Below are 18,450 nucleotides of genomic sequence, written 5' to 3'. Positions count from 1 at the left end.
TCAGGCGCTGGCCGAAGCCGCGTGATGCCGCCCGATCAGCAGAAAGTGCGCGAGCGCGATGAGCGGAAAGCACGTCGCGACGCTCGCGACGAGCGTCCAGCCGCCGTGCTCGTAAAGCTGGCTCGCGAACGCCGAGCCGAATGCGCCGCCTATGAAAATGCTCGTCATGTAGACGGCGTTCAGCCGGTTGCGGCTCGCGGCGTGTAGCGCGTAGATTTCACGCTGGCCGAGCACCATGTTCATCTGCACGGCGAAATCGAGCACGATGCCCGTCACGACAAGCGCGCCCACGCCCCACGCGGGATGAATCACCACGGGAAGATACGCGATCGCCGCGAGAATCAGCGCGATGAAGGTCGCGCGCACGGTGTGGCCCGCATCGGCGAGACGCCCGGCGATCGGCGCGGATGTCGCCCCGGTCGCGCCGATCAGCGCGAAGATGCCGATGGCCGTCTGCGAAAGCCCGTAATGACGCGTCAGTTCGATCGGAATGCCGGTCCAGAAGAGACTGAACGACGCGAACATCAGCCCTTGATAAAGCGAGCGATGACGCAGCACCGGCATCGTTCGCACGAGATGCCCGAGCGAGCCGATGAGCTGAAAATACGTCGCCTGATGATCTGGCTTGCGGCTCGGAATCGTGAACGCGAGCACGCTCGTGATGCCGATCATCAACACGGCGGCCGCGCCGAACATCGCGCGCCAGCCGAAGTGGCCCGCGACGAGACTCGATATCGGCCGCGACAGCAGAATGCCGAGCAACAACCCGCTCATGATCGTGCCGACCACTTTGCCGCGCGATTCGTCCGGCGCGAGATGCGCGGCGAGCGGAATCAGAATCTGCACCGCCACCGACGAAAAGCCGATCACGAGCGAGATCAGGAGAAACCAGCCGGGCGTGTGCGTGAACGTGGCGGCCGTGAGACTCGCGATCGACACGAGCGCGGTCGCGATCATGAGCTTGCGGTTTTCGAGCAGATCGCCGAGCGGCACGATGAAGAACAGCCCGAGCGCATAGCCGATCTGCGTGAGCGACACGATCAGGCTCGCCGTGCCGCCCGCCATGTGCAGATCGGGCGCGATGAGTTCGATGATCGGCTGCGCGTAATACAGATTCGCGACGATCGCGCCGCAGCAGAAGGCGAAGAGCGCGATCAGGCCGCGCGTGAGTTCGACGTGCTTGCCGCCGTCGCGTGTGGTCGAAGCTGAAGCCGGCATGTAAACAGACCCTGAGGTAGCAGAACGGGACTATACGTTGTCGGCGCATTTCCCGCAGAAAGGGCTCACGCCGTTTCATCAGATGAAAGCGGGCGCTTCGGACCTATACCTTCATGTTATTTCGCGGCACGAGGCGCGTGCGTAAGATGGCTTCCAATCAGGCGTGGATCAGTTCATTGCGCGCCGAAACAGGACAACGCCCTTGCAATCGCCTTCCAGAGTTTCCGTGATCGACGATGACGAATCCGTCCGCGTCGCCTCTTCCAGTCTGCTGCGCTCGCTCGGCTGGGAGGTCAGCCTGTACGCGTCGGCGGAGACGTTTCTCGACGCAGATCCGCTCGACGGCCTCGCGTGCATCATCACCGATCTCAACATGCCCGGCATGTCCGGCCTGCAACTTCAGCAACGTCTGCACGAGCTGAATCTGAACGTGCCGGTCATGTTCATCACCGCGTTCGCATCCGATGCCGCGCGCCGTCAGGCGCTCGACGGCGGCGCGGTGTGCTTTCTCAGCAAGCCCGTCGATGGAACCGCCGTCGCCGATTGCCTCGAACGCATTCGGCAAGGATTTTTGAAGGATTAGAATGCTTCGCGTAATCTGGCGCGGGCCCGGACCTTTCCAACGAACGCCGATGATTGATTGATGGAGACATTCCAGAGCGCGCCGCGCGCGGTGCGTCACGATACGCGCATCGTGTCGATGCTCGCGGCGGCCATCGCGCTCGCCGTGTTTCTGATCGACGCGCTCACGCCGCTCGATATCGCCATCGCGGTGCTGTATGTCGTCGTCGTGCTGCTGATCGCATCGACGGGCAATCGCACCGCGACGGTCGCGACCGCGTGGGGCTGCGTCATCCTCACGCTCGTCGGCTTCATTCTTTCGCACGACGAGAACGTCTCGGGCGGCGCGCTCGCACGCTGCGCGGTGAGCCTGCTCGCAATCGGCACGACCGCCGTTCTCTCGCTGCGCATTCAGGCCACGACGATGCAGCGCAAGCGCATGGAAGCCGAGTTGCAGCGTCAGCGCGATGCATTGAAGCGCAGCGAAGCGTTCCTGCTCGATGCGCAGCGGCTTTCGCTTACCGGCAGCATCGCGACGCGTCTGCCCGCCGGCACGATGTGGTGGTCCGACGAGGCGTATCGCATCTTCGATTATCCGCGCGACATGACGCCTTCCATCGATGCAATTCTCGCGCGCTCGCATCCCGACGACATCGCGATCGTGCGCGGCGCGCATGAAGCGGCGCTGTCCAGCGTGCGCGATATCGATGTCGAGCATCGGCTGCTGCTGCCGGATGGAACCGTGAAGCACGTTCATTACGTGGCGCATCGTGCATCGAGCGAAAACGACGGCGGCGAATACGTCGGCGCGCTGATGGACGTCACCGAAACCAAGCTCGCGCAGGAAGCGCTCGCGCGCTCGACCGCCGAACTCGCGCATGTGACGCGCGTGACGATGCTGGGCGAGCTGGCCGCGTCGATCGCGCACGAAGTCACGCAGCCGATGGCCGCGATCGTCACGAGCGGCGGCGCCGCCTTGCGCTGGCTCAATCGCGCGCAACCGGATATCGCGGAGGCGCAGCAATCGATCGCGCAGATGGTCCGCGACGCCAAGCGCGCGAGCGAAGTCATCGCACGCATTCGCGCGATGGCGAGAAAGCGCGACAGCCAGCCCGCGACGCTCGAAGTCAACGAGATCGTCGGCGAGACGATCGAGCTCGTGCGGCGCGAACTCGCGCGTCATCGCGTGGATGTGCGCGCCGATCTCGCGACGCCGTCGCCGACGGTGCGTTGCGACCGCGTGCAGTTGCAGCAGGTGCTCATCAATCTGATGATGAACGCGGCGCAGGCGATGTCCGCCGTGAACGGGCCGCGTGTGTTGCGTGTGGCGACGCGCGAGAGCGACAGCGATCCCGGTTACGCTCAGATCGTCGTGCAGGATTCGGGCACGGGCATCAGCGACGAGAACGCGCGGCGTCTGTTCGATGCGTTCTTTACGACGAAGGCCGAAGGCATGGGCATGGGCTTGTCGATCTGCCGTTCGATCATCGAGGCGCACGGCGGCAGGATATGGGCGGAATCGCCCGATGAAGGCGGCGCGCGTCTGCTTTTCGTGCTGCCCGAAAACGAGAGAAGAGACGATGAGCAATGACAAGCACGCCGCGATGGTCTACGTGGTCGACGACGACGAATCGATGCGCGATGCGCTGCGCATGCTGCTGCGTTCGGTCGGACTGAACGTGACGACGTTCGCGTCCGCGCACGAGTTCCTTGCGCACGACATGCCCGAAGTGCCGAGCTGTTTGATCCTCGACGTGCGGCTGAAAGGGCAGAGCGGTCTTGCCGTGCAGGAGCAGATGGCCGCGAGCCAGCTCGGCTTGCCGATCGTCTTCATGACGGCGCACGGCGACATAGCGATGACGGTGAAAGCAATGAAAGCGGGTGCGAAGGATTTTCTCGCGAAGCCGTTCCGCGATCAGGACATGCTCGATGCCGTCGCGCAGGCGCTCGAAGCCGATGAAGAACGGCGCGCGGCGAGCCGCTCGGTCGCGGACTTGCGGCGCGCGTATGAGTCGCTGACGCCGCGTGAGCGCGAGGTGATGGCGTTCGTCGTGTCGGGTCTGATGAACAAGCAGATCGCAGCGGAGATGAATCTGAGCGAGATCACGGTGAAGATTCATCGCGGCCAGGCGATGAAGAAAATGGCCGCGCGTTCGCTGGCCGACCTGGTGCTAAAAGCCGAAGCGCTCGGCGTGAAGATGCCGCAAGGCGCATCGACGCCGCCGCGCGCCTAGCGGTCTTGCATCATCGAGGGCGCGGTTTCTTCGCTCAACGCGATGCGTTCGAGCGGCAACTGCGTGTCGTAACCGGCGCGATCGAGCGCGCTCCAGTCGTGCGGCGCGCTCAGCGAATACCACGTTCCGAACGCCAGAACGGCGGCGCAAGCGGATAACAGCCTGCGTGTCGATGTATCGCCCATGATGCGCTCCCGATGCGTGACCATGACGTCAGCTTAGAGAAGCGCATGCGCGCGCGCCATTCTACGAACGGCTCGGCGTGCTTATACGAACGTTTGATGCAAGCAAGGCAGGTCTTCGCCATTTCGAAATCGATCGATATATCGGCGCCCGGATCGCGCGTAATCTCCCGTCGTAGTTTTAAGTCTGCCCCCGTTCAGCCGCCGTTGCGTTAGCCCGGCGGCTTTTTTTCGTGTGTACGTCCGCTATCCGCAATACGGCGATGCGCCTTGCTCGGCAAACCATCGGCTTTCATGACGCAAGTCGAACGTTTCGTCCTTCCCGGTTCGTTTCAAAGTCGTTCTATATCGAGCCGAAATCCCGGTCGATATTGTTCATCCGGATCGTTATCCATATTCAGTACGGTTGAGCTAAGCAGATTTCGGGGAGATGAAACGATGGCGAAAGACATTCGAGTCGCAATAGTCGACGATCATCCGATCGTCCTGTGCGGCCTCAATAAAGCATTACTTGAAGCGGGATTCAACGTACGTGGCGTGGAAAGCAGCGCCGACGGTTTGATGAACGTCCTTGAAAATGAAGCGTGCGATGTGGTCGTGGCCGATTATTCGATGCCGGATGCTTCCTCGTTGGACGGCTGGCAATTTCTGACCGCCTTGTCGAGCAAATACCCGAAGTTGCCCGTCGTCGTTTTCAGCGAATTCGACGATCCATTTCTCGTGGGAAGTCTCGCGCAACGCGGCGTCGCTGGCGTGGTCAGCAAGCGCGAAAACATGTCTGAAATGCTTGTCGCGATCCATACGCTCTTCGCTGGCGGGCGCTATTTGTCTCCCGTCGCGCAATCGGCAGTAGAGCGCTTCAATGTGTCGCCCGAGCTGAGCCGCTTCACCGCGCTCACGCGTCGGCAGATGGAGATCGCGGGCTTGATGCTATGTGGTCTTTCTGTATGCGAAACAGCGCGCCTGCTCGATCGCCGAATGAATACGATCAGCTCTCAGCGTGCGGCGGCTTGCAAGCGACTGGGGTTTTCCCGGGAATCCGAGATGTATCGCTTCGCGGCGAGACACGGATTGTCGTTGGAGCGTTCGCAAATCGGCGTCGAATTCGACGCGATCCGGGGGTAAATGTCATGACTGGCAAACGCGAGAAGCTGAAGGTCGTTATCGCGGATGATCATCCACTCGTCGCATTTGGTCTCCGCAAGGCATTGGATGAGGCCGGCTGCGATGTGGTCGGCACGACGCACGACGTCTCCGATCTGATGGATTTACTGGCACACCGCGAATGCGATATTTTGATCGCCGACTATTCGATGCCTGGCAGAGGATCGCCAGACGGATGGCGATTCCTTTCCATTGTTTCGCGCGAATTTCCCGATCTGCGGATTCTTGTCTATACCGAATTTCATGAGCCGTTTCTCGTTGGATCGCTCGAGCAACGCGGTGTGGCAGGGATCGTGAGCAAATCCGACGAGATGTCCGAAGTGTTGACCGCGGTGCGGGAGCTCGAGCGCGGCGCGTCATATCTGTCGGCGACCGCGCGCGCGGCTTTGTATCAGTACCGGAGTAATCCGGAGCTACAGCGCTTCGGGATGCTGACGGCGCGCCAGATGGAGATCGCCGGGCTCATGCTGTGCGGCATTTCAGGCCGCGAGATAGCGAGTTTGATGCAACGTCGCAAGAGCGCGATCAGCTCGCAGAGTATCAAAGTACGCAGCTTGCTGGGCTTCGACCGGCTTTCTGAGCTGCATCGCTTCGCATCGAACCTTGGATTGAAGCTGGACCGGTTCGGTCCGGGCGACCTTTCTCACGCAGCCTGATTCGGGCGGCGTGCCGATGCCCGGTCTATCCAGACCGGGCGCACGCGTTTCGGCGTCGCGTACAGAAACGGCGCGTTTCTCCCACGATCCCTTATCGGTGTACCGGGCTGGATGGCGCGCATCGAGGTGCGCGCGCCGCTAACTGCCGGCTGTCTCGAAGTTCACGCTTTGTCGATTGGGGAACATTCTGAATTCCATCGACGCTTGGCCCGCCGGGCCTTTGATCCACGGTACCCGCTCGGGCAGCCGTGAGGGCATTCGAATTTCTTCTATATGGCGACGCGGCGTCGATCAATAGCATTCGATCCGTGGAGTTGGTCTGCTTTCTGGCACCGGTTCCTGAGTGTGAAAAAGGTGCGCGACCGCGCGTGCGTCGAGCTGAGCGAATTCCTGTCACACGTTGCGCCGTACTCGATATCCGGGACGGCTAAATCTCATTTACTAGGTTTATTTTCGGATGAACAAGAATCGGTTTCGTCGTGTTTTCAGTAAGCGTCATGGCATGCTGGTCGCCGTTGCGGAAGACGTAACAAGCCAGGGCAAGGCGCCCGGCGAAGGCAACGCTTCCTCCTCTTCTCCTCAAAGCGCGAAAATGGGCGTCATCGCAACGATGACGGCTTTCGCGCTCGCGATGTTCGCATCGACCCCTGCGACGAGCTTCGCGCAGGCACTGCCGACCGGCGGTCAAGTCACCGCAGGTCAGGCTTCGATCTCGCAGAATTCCAACACGATGACCATCAATCAGGGCACGCAACGTGCCGTGATCGACTGGAACTCGTTCAACGTCGGCCAGGGCAACACGGTCCAGTTCAATCAGCCGAACGCACAAGCGCAGGCGCTGAACCGCGTGACGGGCGCGGGCGCTTCCAACATTCAAGGTTCGCTCTTGGCCAACGGTCAGGTGCTGATCCAGAACGCCAACGGCGTGCTGTTCGGCAAGGGCGCGGTGGTGAACGTCGGTTCGCTGCTGGCGACGACCAAGTCGATCGACGCGAACCAGTTCATGTCGGGCGGTCCGCTGAAGCTGTCGGGCACGGGCAAGAACGCGAGCGTGGTCAACGACGGCACGATCAACGCGCAAGGCTATGTCACGCTGATGGGCGATCAGGTGCGCAACACCGGTTCCATCGATGCGGGCAAGAACGGTCAGGTCGCGCTCGCCGCGGGCGACAGCGCGACGGTTGCGCTCGCCAACGGCCAGGGCATCCAGTTGACGCTGAACAACGCGACGGCCAACGCGCTCGTCGAGAACAGCGGCACGATCAAGGCGGACAACGGTTCGGTCCTGCTGACCGCGCGCGGCAGCAACACGCTCTTGAACAGCGTGGTGAACATGTCTGGCGTGGTGAAGGCGGGCACGGTGGTGGCCGATGCGGGCAACACGGGCGACGTGACGGTGTCGGGCAAGATCGATGCATCGAACATGAGCGCGGGCGGTCAGGGCGGCACGGTGGTGCTCTCGGGCAACCGCGTGGGCGTGTTCGGCAACGCGAGCATCGACGCGAGCGGCGACAAGTCGGGCGGCAAGGTCATCATCGGTGGTGACAGCCTGAGCAAGCTCTCGGGCACGCAAGCACAAGGCATGTTGCAAGACGGCGTGCAGTTCGCGGACTTCACGCAAGTCGATAGCGGCGCGACGATCAAGGCGGACGCGGCGCATGGCGATGGCGGTTTCATCGAGACGTCGGGCCATAGCCTGAGCGTGCAGGGCAACCTGAGCGCGGCGGCGCCGAACGGCAAGGGCGGCGAGTGGCTGATCGATCCGACGGACGTGACCATCAGCACGAACCCGGATGCGAACTACACGGGCGGCATGAGCGGCTTCACGCCGAGCGGCAACGCGGCGACGGTGAACAACCAGTCGATCAGCAACGTGCTGAGCGGCGGCACGAACGTGACGATCACGACGGCGAGCTCGGGCACGGCCACGGGCAACATCGTGCAGCAGGCGGGGGCGGATATCCGTATCACTTCGACCTTTATCGATACGTGTTGCTGGAACTGCTGCGCTGGGACGCATTGGAAGAAGTCGACTCGATGTGGGAGAAATGCGTGAAGCGCCTGCCTGGGGAACATCACCCGCGCCTTTATCACGTGCTGCACGAGATCGCACGCGGACGGCTGCAGAAGGGCTTTCGCATGCGCGAGGAATTGATGGCACGCTTCGGCTGGAAGCGCCGCACGACCGTCGAGCCGCCGCGTCATGTAACGGAGTGGAGCGGCCAGTCGCTTGAGGGGAAAGCGATTGCGATCTGGAGCGAGTTCGGCCTCGGTGACGAAATCTTCTTCCTGCGTTTCGCGAGATTCTTCCGCGAGCAGTGCGGGGCAAAACGCGTCATCGTCATGTGTCAGCCGCCGCTCGTCGAGCTTTACGAGGCGTCGGGCGAGGCGGACGAAGTCGTGAGCACCGAATCGGCCGCGAATCTTCCGGACATCGATTACTGGGTGTATCCGCACGCGATCCCGGCTCATTTGACGCTCGATCTCGAAGCGTTGCCAAAAGCAGTGCCGTATCTTCGTGCGCCGTCCGCTGTGCCTTCTAAGCTGCCGATCGTCGCGCCGAACAAGCTGAAAGTGGGATTGGTGTTCAAGGGCAATCCCACGCATGAGAACGATCGCGCGCGCTCCTTGCCCTCGCTTGCCGTGCTCGACGATCTGCTCAGGATTCCGGACATCGAGTTCTTCAGCCTGCAGAAGGGCGCCGGAGCCGACGAAGCCGCCGACTACGCGCAGAAGCACGCGAACTTCCACGATGTAGGCGCGCATATCACGACGATGGCGGAGACGGCGAAAGCCATCGAGTCACTCGACGTCGTGCTCACGGTGGATACGTCGGTGGCGCACGTCGCCGGTGCGATGGGCAAGCGCGTGTGGATGATGCTGCCGTTCTACGGCGACTGGCGCTGGCACTACACCCGCGAGGACAGTCCCTGGTATCCGACGATGCGTCTCTTCCGCAAGCGTCACGGTTGCGACTGGTCGGAAGTGGTCGCGCGCATCGCCGGGCATCTGAAGATGCTAAGGGACGATACCACGTGCGTCTGAGAAATTCATAAGACATCCTCAAGACGCGAGTCTGCGGGATGTCTTGCATGCTGTGCCCAATCACCGAAGACTCCGCGATAGACCCTCTCGCGCTTCGGTGTTTTCGTCTTCGGAGATGACGAAAAAAACGATCTCCCTACATAAGTTCGCAGATCGAAGCAAGACCATTCCCGGATGAATCGTGCGGATATTTTGACCATATCGGGCTTTCGATATTTTTCTATATCGAGCGGAGAGCCCGTCGGCTAAATTCGACCATCGTTGTGGCAGGGCGCAAGTCACGAGCGATGGGCACTCGCTCTGCCTGCGTGCTGGCCTGAGTAAGCACTGTCTTCCTTCGGATCCTGTATGAGCCGGGGTCGACCGTCGTGCCCTTTGCACTGAATATCGCCATGTCAATTCTCGAATTTCTGAGCCGAAAATTTCGGCATTACTGCGCAATGGCCGGGCGCGCGTCGTCGATTCTCACGTCGGTTTATTTCGGCTTGTCGTTCCTGCTTCTGGCAGCGCTAGGGGTATCGAGTTGGAATTTGATCGTGCCGATTGCTTTGGTATTCAGCCTTTCGATGATCATCTTTGCTTGCATGCTGCTATCCGAAAGCCGTAAGTACGAACGTGAGGCCAGGCCACCGGTGACATCGATTCCGCTCGACCAGCTCGCGAGTTCGCTTCGTGGAAGCAATGAGCATGAGCAGCGCGGGTCAGGATGCACAAACGTCCGCGCTACAGACAAAGTGCGTGCGGGACGTGAAGCCGGTGTCGCCGGGAAGATTCGTTTCGCCGGGCGAAACGCACTTCTGACACCGCCGATGTTTCTCCCGGATTGAGCACGTCCTAAAATCCGATAGGCTTCCTTTGCGGGATAGCTCAGGCCCGCCCGACATTCGTGAGTTGCTTTTACATCAATAAATGAGCCGTACGTTTCGGGTTTTGACTCGAAGAGCGGCAACTCAAAAAACGGTTGTTATATGAACGCACGAGGGGACAAGATTCGGATGGTTTTGGCGGACGATCATCCGATCGTGCTGTTGGCTGTAGCCGACCAATTCTCGAAAATTCCGGGTTTTACGATCGCCGCCATGGCTCATTCCGGCGCCGAGTTGCTTCGCGTACTCGAAAAGGAGCCCGTCGACCTTATCATCACCGATCTCGTGATGCAGGGAGAAGACGAGACGGACATAGACGGCTTGCGGCTGATCAGCAAGCTCAAGCGGTCCTTTCCTAACATACCCGTCATTGTGCTGACCATGATGACGAGCGGTGGCATCTACCACGAATTGTGCAAGCTGGGCGTCGCTGCGATCATGAGCAAGGAGGAGCCCGCCAGCGAGCTCAGCCAGGTCACGCTTCGTGCATTGAGCACGAAAGAGACGATCATTTCGCCTAAGATTCAACACCGTCTGGCGCGCGATGGATCGACCCTGCAGGACCTCGCGCGCGAGCAGCCGCTTTCGCCCCGCGAACTGGAAGTGGTGCGCCTCTTCGCACAGGGCCTTTCGGTGACTGAAATCGCGCGCACGCTGAACCGATCCGTGCCGACCGTCGCCACGCAGAAGCGATCGGCCATGCGCAAGCTGCATGTGGAGAACCACGTCGATCTCGTCAAATACGCGGCCAGAGCAGGACTTGCCTGATGGAGCATGTTTTCGCCGCATCGCGAGATTCTCCTCTGCAGATGCTGCGAATGCTCGAGGACAATCTCAAACGCGAGCGACGCATTTTCGCGGTCGCCATCGGCTTGCTGATTTTCTCTTCGATGTGTGCCGCTTTCGCGGCCATCGTTTTTCTGGTCAATAGTACGCTCAGGACCGAGCTTGCCGACGTCCAGTCCGTCATGCGCGGCGTGAATATCGGTATCTTCAGTCGTTACAACATGCTGAAGACGGGCGAGCTACTCCTCGAAGTCACCCCGCAGGACTACCATCCATCGCCCAACGGTCCTCGGGCCGCGCTGCCGTGCGCGCCCTTACCTTCGGACAGCGAAGACGCATCGATGAGCCGGATTTGCAGCGCGGCACTGCGTGCTATTCCCGACGGGAGCTTGCCGTTCTCCCTGCAATTCGCACGGTTCGACGGAAGCGCGTCGTATGGTTTTGAATTTTTCACCAAGCGCGACGCCGATGAGGGACCCGGCACCGAACGATTGCGCTCACTCGTCGATACCGCCAAGGCCACCATGAGTTCTCGCGGCCTCGATCCCGTAAGCGTCGCACGAGAACATAGCGTTCTATGGTTCCGTGCACCGGCCCTGCTGGGTTTCGAGAGTTCGACGATCGTTATGTTCATGGTGGTCGAGAAGAACGATCGACCCGTTGCGTTTGTCTTCACGAAGGTCGATGTCGAGCGTGTGCTGAAATTGGTCCGGCCCGCCGCCCTCAATTCGGAAATAACGATCTTTAGCGACGATGGCACGGTGCTGGCGGGCGATGCATCGGGAGACGCGCGATTCGTCGACAAACATCTCGAGAAGGGGCCGCCTGGCGTATCCCACTGGATCATGGGACACGGATGGGGCGCGCGAATGGAACCGCTTGCGCTCGGCGTCGGCCACATCGTCGTTTCCTTGCCGACGGCGACCAATCTCGCTGTCAAGCGTACGGAAGTGTCGGTTATCGTTCTGGTGGAAGCGGCGCTCTCAACTATGCTCGTGGCGTTATACCGATACTGGAACTACCGCTTCCTGACGCGTACCTATGAGCAGGCTTGCCGCGCGGTGGAAGGCGAGATTCTAAATCATCTGCAGGTGCAGGTGACGCCGGTCGGTTTGTGCATTGCGCTGCGTAGCGATTTCAGCGCCATTGCCGCGAATCAGGTCGCGCGTAACCTGCTCGACCTCGATGCCAGCGCGATGCATCTGCCCGCCGCGCTATGTGTGGCCTTCCATCAACACGGCATGACCTTGCCCGCAAAAGGCGACGCCGCCGTGATCTGGCAATTCGAATGCACGCTGGAGAAAGCGGACCAGTCGTCGCGTCACCTGAAGATTTCCTACACGTCGGCGGTCGTCAACAAGACCGATGTGCTGTTCTGCGCCATTGCCGACATCACGGAGCATCACGAAGCCGAACGCCTGCTGCGCGAAGCGAAGGAAACCAGCGACGCCGCCGCCAAGGCCAAGCTGAATTTCTTCGCTTCGATGAGCCACGAGATCAGAACGCCGCTGTCGTCGCTCGTCGGCAATCTCGAACTCGTCGCCAGGGGCCCGCTGGCGGCGGAACAGGAAGCCCGCGTCGGTGCGATGCAGGCGTCGGCGGGCGCGCTGCTGCAGGTCGTCAACGATGTTCTCGATTTCTCGAAGATGGACGTCGGGGAAATGCGTCTCAGCGAAGAGCCGGCGTCGATACGCGACATCGTCATACGCGTGATGGTCGGTCATTCGCCCATCGCGAATCGCCAGGGCTTGCGTTTGTTCGCCGTGATCGACCGCGAGTGCCCGTCACGCTTATGGCTCGATCCGATTCGCGTCGCGCAGATACTCAACAACCTCCTTGGCAACGCGCTCAAGTTCACGTATTCGGGCAAGGTCGTCGTGCGTGCGCGCTGGGTCGACGGCGCGCTCGCACTGAGTGTGGCCGATTCGGGCATTGGCATTCCGGAAGCGCAGCGTCAGATGCTCTTTCAGCCGTTTGTCCAGGGCGACGCGCACCGGCTGACTCAAGCGCGCGGCACCGGGCTCGGGCTCTCGATCTGCGAGCATCTGTGCCGGCTGATGAAAGGGCGCATCGCGCTTGAAAGCACGGAGGGCGTCGGCACGCGCATCACCGTCACGCTGCCGTTGCAAGTGGCTGAGTCGTCGCCGGACGAAGCCGATGCCTTGCTCGTCGGCCGGCCCGCCATCCTGTATCGGGCGAACGAGCATCGCGAGTGGTTCGACGCACTCTTCGATGCAGAGCGCAGTTCGATCACGTACATCACGAACGAGGGCGCGGCGGCGAACGTGGAGGGTTGCGACTATCTCATCGCGACCGACGAAATCTCGGATGACGAGATCGATGCGCGATGGACAGATCGCGCGCGCGTCATCCGCGTGACGCAGGACGGCCCGCTCGTGCCGGTGGCGAGAGAGAACGGCGAAATAGCCGTCAGCATCTTCGCGGCCAAGGAGTTCCGGGAAGCGGTGCAGATTGTCAGAGACGGGAGGCATCACGCGATCTCCGCGTCGCCCATTCGGTCGGCGCCTCTGCAACCCGCTTCGGCGAATCCCGGCGCGACAGTGCTGATCGCCGAGGACAATCGCCTCAACCGAGGTTTGTTGCGCGACCAGTTGCTGACGCTCGGCGCATCCGTGATCGAAGCAGCCGACGGCGAGGAAGCGCTCGATCTGCTGCGCAAGAACCGCGTGGACCTCGTGCTGACCGACATGGACATGCCGAAGATGAACGGCGCGCAACTCCTGGCGGCCGCGCGTGCCCTCGATCCGTCGATGCGTGTCTATGCGGTGAGCGCGAGTGCGAGCGCGACCGATGTTCAACGTGGTCGCGACGCCGGTTTCACCGACTATCTGACAAAGCCGGTTGCGCTCTCCGTGCTCGCTGACGTGTTGCGCACGTTAGCCGTCGATGAAGGAAACGCATCGGCCGATGATGCGTCGCCGCCACGATTGCCGACGGTGCCGGCGCCGTATGTCGCCGCCTTCGTCCAGCAGATCGGCGAAGACATCGCCGCGCTCGACGCGATCTGCTCGCAGCGCGACGCGCCGGCGCTGCGCCGCTGGGCGCACAAGCTTGCGGGCGGGCTGTCGGTGCTCGGCCCGTCCATGCTTTTCGATCAGTGCGAGGAATTGCGCGCGACGCTTAGAGAGGCGGGCAACTGGGTCGAGGACGTCGAGACATACGTCTCGCTGATTCGCTCGGACCTTCTCGAACTGCGCGACCTGCATCGCGACACGATCCACGGTTAGGCCGACGCGCTGACCCATCCCGGATTGCAAACATTCGGCCCGCAAAAACTGACGAACGGCCGTCAAGTTCGACCGTCAGCGGCCGTTTACACGCATATGAAAAGGCGCCGCCTACCTGGCGAGTGACCTTCCCAGAGCGCCTGGCTCGCCGCGACGCGTCGCGCGGCACCCCGAGGCGGCGACGGCAACCCCGACAACCGCTCGATGTCTCCCGCATGCGTCAGATTTACTCAAAGATGCGCCTCGCCAGTCTGGCCGTGGCGTCGCTCGTTTCGTTCTCGTCGTCCGCTTTCGCCGACGATCCGCCCGCCGTGCCGCTCACCGGCGGCAAGCTGCTGCTGACGGGCGGCGTCTCGGAAGTCGAAGGCGCGGCGGGCGGCGGCCTCACGCCGTGGGCCGTCATCGGCGGATACGGCACCGCGCGCCAACTCGGCGCGAACGCGCACGGCACCTACATCCGCACGCAGGATTACGCGCTCGGCACGTGGGGCCTGACCGTCGGCGTCGCGAATCGCGTCGAGCTGTCGCTCGCGCGTCAAAGTTTCGATACGCGCGATGTCGGCGCGAAACTCGGCCTCGGCGAGAACTTCAAGTTCAATCAGAACATCTTCGGCGTGAAGGTGCGGCTGCTCGGCGACGCGGTGCTCGATCAGGACACGTGGATACCGCAAATCGCCGCGGGGCTGCAGTTCAAGCACAACGAACAGGGCGATATCGTGAAGGCGGTCGGCGCGGCGAGCAATTCCGGCACCGATTTCTATCTGTCCGCGACGAAGCTGCTGCTCGCGCAAAGCCTCCTCTTGAACGGCACGCTGCGCTTGACGAAGGCGAACCAGTTCGGCCTGTTGGGGTTCGGCGGCGACAAGTCGAACGCGTATCACCCGGAATTCGAGTCGTCGGTGGCGTATCTGCTGACGAAGAACGTCGCGATCGGCGGGGAATATCGGATGAAGCCGAACAATCTCTCGTTCGCGCGCGAGCAGGACGCGTACGACGCGTTCGTCGCGTGGGCGCCGAACAAGCACGTCTCGCTGACGGCGGCGTATGTCGCGCTCGGCGACATCGCGACGGTGAAGAATCAGCGCGGCCTCTACGTTTCGATGCAGGCGGGGTTCTGACGATGAAAATCCGCCACGCCGCAATGCTGGCTCTCACGCTCGCCTGCGCGAACGCGCACGCCGACGACGCGCTCTACGAACAGTTCGGCGAGCGAGCAGGGCTGACGAAGATCGTCGACGACATGTACGACAACGTGCTCGCCGATCCGCGCACCGCGCCGTATTTCGACAACGCGCCCGTCAAGCGCATCAAGCAGAAGCTCGTCGAGCAGTTCTGCGTGCTGCTCGACGGCCCGTGCGTCTACACCGGCCGCCCGATGCGCCGCACGCACGAAGGACAGAACATCGACCGGGCCGCGTTCAACGCGCTCGTCGAAGACTTGCAGGCCGCGATGGACAAGAACGGCGTGCCGTTCCACGCGCAAAACAAACTCCTGGCGAAGCTCGCGCCGATGTACCGCGACGTGCAAGACCGCGAATGAACATGCTCAAATTTCTCATCACGTTGCTGGCGTTCGGCGCGACGATTGCCCACGCCGGGAGCGTGCGCGTGCAAGTGGTCGATCAGGCTGGCGCGCCCGTGCCCGACGCCATCGTCTATGCGCTGCCCGTCAACGGCAAGCCGCCCGCGACGAAGCCCGCCAGCGCGGTCATCGATCAGATCAAGCGGCGCTTCGTGCCGATGGTCTCCGTCGTGCAGACGGGCGCGTCGGTGGCGTTCCCGAACAAGGACAACATCGAGCACGACGTCTATTCGTTCTCGCCGCCCAAGCGCTTCGAGCTGAATCTGTATCACGGCATTCCCGCGAATCCGGTCGTGTTCGACAAGCCCGGCCTCGTCGTGATGGGCTGCAACATCCACGATTCGATGGTCGCGTATCTGCTGATCGTCGATACGCCGTGGTTCGCGAAGACCGACGCGCACGGCGCCGCGACCATCGACAATCTGCCCGCCGATGCGTACAAGGTGATCGCGTGGCATTTCCGCCAGAGCGATCCGAACGCGCAGCCGACGCAGAAGGTCAACGCGGACGGCGCGGCGAAATTCGCGCTGCAACTGCGCCCCGCCGAATAGGACGCCCGTCACGATGCTCTTTCACAGCCTGCGCGCGCGAATCGCGCTCGTCTTCGTCGTGCTGATGCTCGTCGCGCAGGCGGCGGCGTTTCTCGTCATCAACTCGGTGATTCTGAAGAACGCGCATCGCAACGCCGAAGAGCAACTGTCGGTGGCCGAGCGCGTATTCGCGCAGATTTTGCGCGGCAATAGCGAACAGTTGACGCAGGCGGCGAGCGTGGTCGCGCTCGACTTCGGCTTTCGCGAAGCGGTCGCGACGCACGACAGCAAGACGGTCGCGTCCGCGCTGCGCAATCACGGCGACCGCGTTCATGCGGACGTCGTGATGCTCGTCGATCTCGACGGCAAGCTGATCGCCGATAGCGGCGGCGTCGGGCGCGAAGGCATGGCGTTTCCGTTCCCGAAGCTCATCAGGACCGTCGCGACGAAGGGCGATGCGTCGTCGTTCGGCATGATCGGGCCGCGCGCGTATCAGCTCGTCGCGGTGCCGGTGAAAGCGCCCATCGCGATCGCGTGGGTGGTGATGGGCTTCGCGGTCGACGATGCGCTCGCACGCGATCTGAGCTCGCTCACGTCGCTCGATGTGTCGTTTCTCACCGTCGGCGACGACGGTAAATGGGGCGTGCTCGCAAGCTCGCTCCCCCACGACGCACGCGACGCGCTGACGGATCAGGCGCAACTCGCCGCGAACGGCTACGCGACGCGCGTCATGCGGCTGCACTCCGAAGGGCGCACGGTCGCCGTGCTGCTCGAACGCTCGCTCAACGAGGCGCTCGCGCCCTTCAAGCGCCTGCAGACGACGCTGCTGCTCATTACGCTGCTCGGCGTGCTCGTGTCGATCGTCGGCAGCGTGCTGATGGCGCGCTCGGTCACGCGGCCGATCGCGGCGCTCACGCAGTTTTCGAAGCGCATCGGGCAGGGCGATTACGCCGCGCCCATCGAGATTCGCCAGAACGACGAGATCGGCGAGCTGGCGCGCGCGTTCAATCAGATGCGCGACGGCATTTCGGAGCGCGAGAAACGCATCACCGAGCTCGCGTACATGGATCGGCTCACCGGCCTGCCGAATCGCGCGCTCTTCAACGACCGCCTGCAGCAGGCGATCGGCGCGGCGACGCGGAGCAAGCGCCCGCTCGCGGTGATGATGATGGACCTCGACCGCTTCAAGTACGTGAACGACACGCTCGGGCATCCGATCGGCGACATGCTGCTGTGCGAAGTGGCGAAGCGCCTGCGCGCGGCGCTGCATCGCAAGACCGATACGGTCGCGCGTCTGGGCGGCGACGAATTCGCCGTCCTTCTGCCGACCGACGATCTGGCGTCCGCGCGTCTTCTCGCCACGCGCATGCTGAACGCGCTCGAAGAGCCGATCACGATCGAAGGGCAACTCGTCGATGTGGGCGCGAGCATCGGCATCGTCACGTTTCCGCAGAACGGCACGGACATGAACGTGCTGCTGCGCCGCGCCGATATCGCGATGTACGTGGCGAAGCGCTCGAATCTCGGCTACGCGCTCTACGACGAACGTCACGACCAGAACAACGCCGAGCGTCTTTCGCTGATGAGCGAGCTGCGGCAGGCCGTCGAGCACGATCAATTGACGCTCTACTATCAGCCGAAGGTCGATCTCGCGACGCATCGCGTGAAATATGTCGAGGCGCTCGTGCGCTGGGATCATCCGACGCGCGGCTTCGTCTCGCCCGACCAGTTCATCCCGTTCGCGGAGCAGACCGGCTACATCAAGACGATTTCGCGCTGGGTCGCCGACAAGGCCATCGCGCAATGCGCCGCGTGGCGCAGGCAGGGCATCGAGCTGGCCGTGTCGGTGAACGTGTCGGCGCGCGAGCTGATCCAGTCGACGCTGCCCGAAATCTTCCAGGGACTGCTCGACAAGCACGGCGTCGCGCCGGATTCGATCTGGATCGAGATCACCGAGAGCGCGATCATGGACGACCCGAATCACGCGATCGAGACGCTCGACCGGCTGCACGCGCTCGGCATTCGCCTGTCCATCGACGATTTCGGCACTGGGTATTCGTCGCTGTCGTATCTGAAGCGCATGCCCGTCGATGAGCTGAAGATCGACAAATCGTTCGTGATGGGCATGTTCCAGCACAAGGACGATGAAACCATCGTGCGCTCGACAATCGATCTCGGGCACAACATGGGACTGAAGGTCGTCGCGGAAGGCGTCGAAACCGAAGAGATGCTGGAGCGGCTGAAGGCGCTGCGCTGCGATCTGGCGCAGGGCTATCACCTGAGCCGGCCGCTGCCCCCCGCGAAGCTCGAAGCGTGGCTCGACGCGTGGCGCGAGTCGAACGAGCAAGCGCTGATCGCCGGGCCGGAAGAGGCGTAGG

At 62.3% G+C, this 18,450-nt stretch carries 16 protein-coding genes; 14 read left to right on the top strand and 2 right to left on the bottom strand.

Annotated elements, in window-relative coordinates; all coding sequences use genetic code 11:
* On the bottom strand, positions 1-1,218 hold the full coding sequence (locus tag NCS00_RS23695) for an MFS transporter (protein WP_034472203.1): 1,218 nt from the start codon (positions 1,216-1,218) through the stop codon (positions 1-3).
* Positions 1,219-1,420: 202 nt separating this feature from the next.
* Here NCS00_RS23695 and NCS00_RS23690 point away from each other — a divergent pair, with 202 nt between their 5' ends.
* Genes NCS00_RS23690 through NCS00_RS23680 form a run of 3 tightly spaced genes read left to right on the top strand, consistent with a single transcriptional unit; the run spans position 1,421 to position 4,013 of the window.
* Positions 1,421-1,801: a response regulator transcription factor gene (locus NCS00_RS23690; RefSeq protein ID WP_033535859.1), complete on the top strand. Its 381-nt coding sequence runs from the start codon at positions 1,421-1,423 to the stop codon at positions 1,799-1,801.
* 60 nt (positions 1,802-1,861) lie between these two features.
* The gene (locus NCS00_RS23685; protein ID WP_175982010.1) at positions 1,862-3,370 is read left to right on the top strand and encodes a sensor histidine kinase; all 1,509 of its coding nucleotides are present in this window, start codon (positions 1,862-1,864) and stop codon (positions 3,368-3,370) included.
* Positions 3,360-4,013 carry a response regulator transcription factor gene (locus tag NCS00_RS23680; protein WP_008347372.1) on the top strand — a complete coding sequence of 218 codons (654 nt, stop codon included), beginning with the start codon at positions 3,360-3,362 and terminating at the stop codon, positions 4,011-4,013. The genes NCS00_RS23685 and NCS00_RS23680 overlap by 11 nt, the downstream gene beginning before the upstream one ends.
* On the opposite strand, the gene NCS00_RS23675 is transcribed toward NCS00_RS23680, so the two are convergent.
* Entirely contained in the window at positions 4,010-4,198 is a 189-nt protein-coding gene (locus NCS00_RS23675) for a hypothetical protein (protein WP_008347374.1), read from the bottom strand. The two genes, NCS00_RS23680 and NCS00_RS23675, sit on opposite strands and share 4 nt — an antisense overlap.
* Positions 4,199-4,633: 435 nt before the next feature.
* Here NCS00_RS23675 and NCS00_RS23670 point away from each other — a divergent pair, with 435 nt between their 5' ends.
* The 11 genes from NCS00_RS23670 to NCS00_RS23620 all read left to right on the top strand — a co-directional run bounded on the left by NCS00_RS23670 (position 4,634) and on the right by NCS00_RS23620 (position 18,449).
* Entirely contained in the window at positions 4,634-5,320 is a 687-nt protein-coding gene (locus NCS00_RS23670) for a response regulator transcription factor (protein WP_250441138.1), read from the top strand.
* Positions 5,321-5,325: 5 nt separating this feature from the next.
* A complete protein-coding gene (locus NCS00_RS23665; RefSeq protein ID WP_250441137.1) occupies positions 5,326-6,015 on the top strand; it encodes a response regulator in 690 nt (229 codons plus the stop codon).
* 457 nt (positions 6,016-6,472) lie between these two features.
* Positions 6,473-8,071: a two-partner secretion domain-containing protein gene (locus NCS00_RS23660; RefSeq protein ID WP_284508168.1), complete on the top strand. Its 1,599-nt coding sequence runs from the start codon at positions 6,473-6,475 to the stop codon at positions 8,069-8,071.
* Complete coding sequence (locus NCS00_RS23655; protein WP_250441135.1) at positions 8,068-9,060, top strand: glycosyltransferase family protein; 993 nt, start codon at positions 8,068-8,070, stop codon at positions 9,058-9,060. Before NCS00_RS23660 ends, NCS00_RS23655 begins: the two co-directional genes overlap by 4 nt.
* A 392-nt stretch (positions 9,061-9,452) precedes the next feature.
* Entirely contained in the window at positions 9,453-9,887 is a 435-nt protein-coding gene (locus NCS00_RS23650; protein WP_250441134.1) for a hypothetical protein, read from the top strand.
* 168 nt (positions 9,888-10,055) lie between these two features.
* A complete protein-coding gene (locus tag NCS00_RS23645) occupies positions 10,056-10,694 on the top strand; it encodes a response regulator (protein ID WP_008347384.1) in 639 nt (212 codons plus the stop codon).
* 50 nt (positions 10,695-10,744) lie between these two features.
* The gene (locus NCS00_RS23640; protein ID WP_250441133.1) at positions 10,745-13,960 is read left to right on the top strand and encodes a hybrid sensor histidine kinase/response regulator; all 3,216 of its coding nucleotides are present in this window, start codon (positions 10,745-10,747) and stop codon (positions 13,958-13,960) included.
* Positions 13,961-14,175: 215 nt separating this feature from the next.
* Positions 14,176-15,078, top strand: coding sequence for a DUF3034 family protein (locus NCS00_RS23635; protein ID WP_250441132.1), 903 nt, complete (start codon positions 14,176-14,178; stop codon positions 15,076-15,078).
* 2 nt (positions 15,079-15,080) lie between these two features.
* Positions 15,081-15,500, top strand: coding sequence for a group I truncated hemoglobin (locus tag NCS00_RS23630; protein WP_250441131.1), 420 nt, complete (start codon positions 15,081-15,083; stop codon positions 15,498-15,500).
* A gap of 2 nt (positions 15,501-15,502) precedes the next feature.
* The gene (locus NCS00_RS23625) at positions 15,503-16,093 is read left to right on the top strand and encodes a methylamine utilization protein (protein ID WP_250441130.1); all 591 of its coding nucleotides are present in this window, start codon (positions 15,503-15,505) and stop codon (positions 16,091-16,093) included.
* A 13-nt stretch (positions 16,094-16,106) separates the two neighbouring features.
* A complete protein-coding gene (locus tag NCS00_RS23620; protein WP_250441129.1) occupies positions 16,107-18,449 on the top strand; it encodes a bifunctional diguanylate cyclase/phosphodiesterase in 2,343 nt (780 codons plus the stop codon).
* The last annotated feature ends 1 nt before the right edge of the window (position 18,450 follow it).

The organism is Caballeronia sp. AZ1_KS37 (assembly GCF_023631165.1).
In the GTDB taxonomy this organism is placed as follows: domain Bacteria; phylum Pseudomonadota; class Gammaproteobacteria; order Burkholderiales; family Burkholderiaceae; genus Caballeronia; species Caballeronia zhejiangensis.
The sequence above is the reverse complement of the archived record's forward strand: the minus strand, read 5'-3'. Positions and strand labels throughout refer to the sequence as shown.